1 protein-coding gene is annotated in these 1,299 nt (G+C 53.0%); it reads left to right on the top strand.

What is annotated here, in order from left to right; translation table 11 throughout:
• A partial coding sequence (locus AC1DRJ_RS28020; RefSeq protein ID WP_477805003.1) for a hypothetical protein occupies positions 1 to 1,261 on the top strand: 1,261 nt, incomplete at its 5' end.
• Positions 1,262 to 1,299 lie beyond the last annotated feature (38 nt).

The raw sequence follows: 1,299 nt of genomic DNA, 5'->3' as shown, positions 1-1,299 counted from the left end.
GTTTGGGCTCTCAGACCGCCAGGTATCAGAAGCACTGAAAACTTTGGTGGCGCTCGGTGTAATGACCTTTTCGTCCACTCCCGAGGGCAAGGGGCGACCCAAAAGGTGCTACCAGCTCCAAGAGGATTTTCCCAAGAGGCTCGAAAACATTACCGCGCTGACAGCAATGCAGCATGAGGCAGCTGTCGGCAGTTTGCTGAAGCACGAAAGCAGGAAGGTCTGCCAAGCAAGCGAAAAACCCGAGGAGCGGAACGAGGAGGTGGGTCTGCTGACCGACCTACGGAGTAAAAAGCAGCCTGGTCGGCTCACTGTCGTGAATCGACTGTTGCTGAGTCTGTTGTTGTGCCGCGCTGACCGTTTCGGGGTGGTCAACGATTTGGGCTTCGCGACGCTCTGTAAGCTCACTGGGCTCAGTAAGGAACAGTTGAGGCACAGAGTTGGGCGGTTGATCGATCAGGGGTTGATAAGAGCCTACGTGCCAGGGGCGACCAGTCCGATCCTTGCGCGAAAAATGAAAAGTATCTACTTCCTGAATCTTGGCCACCCTGAGCTAGTTGGCGGAGGAAGTGTCACTTCGGCTCTGGTCTGTATGAATGGGGAGCGTATACCCGATTGCGTGATTCATGCAGTTGGCGTTCGTAAGGATGTCAGCCGTGACAAGGGAAAGTCCAGGCCTTTTCAGGACTCAAAATACGAACAGGTTGTTAGGTATTTTAAGGGGCAGCAAGCCCCACTGTTTCGTTTATTACAGGTCATGCTGGAACGGTACGCCGCGTATCTGCTCTCAAAGCGTTGGTCTGATCTGCTCCACTGCCATCTAAATCAACGGATTGACGACCAGGGGTTGCGTGAGTTGATCCGCTTGGATTTTCGGATTTCAACGATGCCGGCAGAGTCTGGCGGTGACGGTCCGAAATGGTCCGGTGAGGAGCAGCTCAACACGGTGTTCGATCATCTTTATCACTGGGCTTATGATTTGGCGCTCTGGATCAAAGAGCGTTTTGATCAAGTCACCAACGTACCGTTCGATAGCATGGATTTCGTCATCGTTCCCCGGACTATGATGCTTGGCTATGATCATTTCGCATTGCTTGCTCTGCCTTGTCTTTCGGAAGGCTGGAGAGGTTGCTTAGTCGTTGAGCCAGATACGGCGCCGCCGGTGGCACCGCAGCATTTCCCCATCGAGTCTGACATCTCCCTCGAGGATCGATATAACTATGGCCTGCAGACCAGGCCAGGCAATGACAAGGTGATTAAGTAATTTTTTACAGGCTTTGCGAATCCTCTGAACGATACGAG

This window comes from Pseudomonas sp. P5_B2 (genome assembly GCF_056400445.1).
Note: the sequence above shows the minus strand (reverse complement) of the source record. Positions and strands in the feature narration are given on the sequence as shown.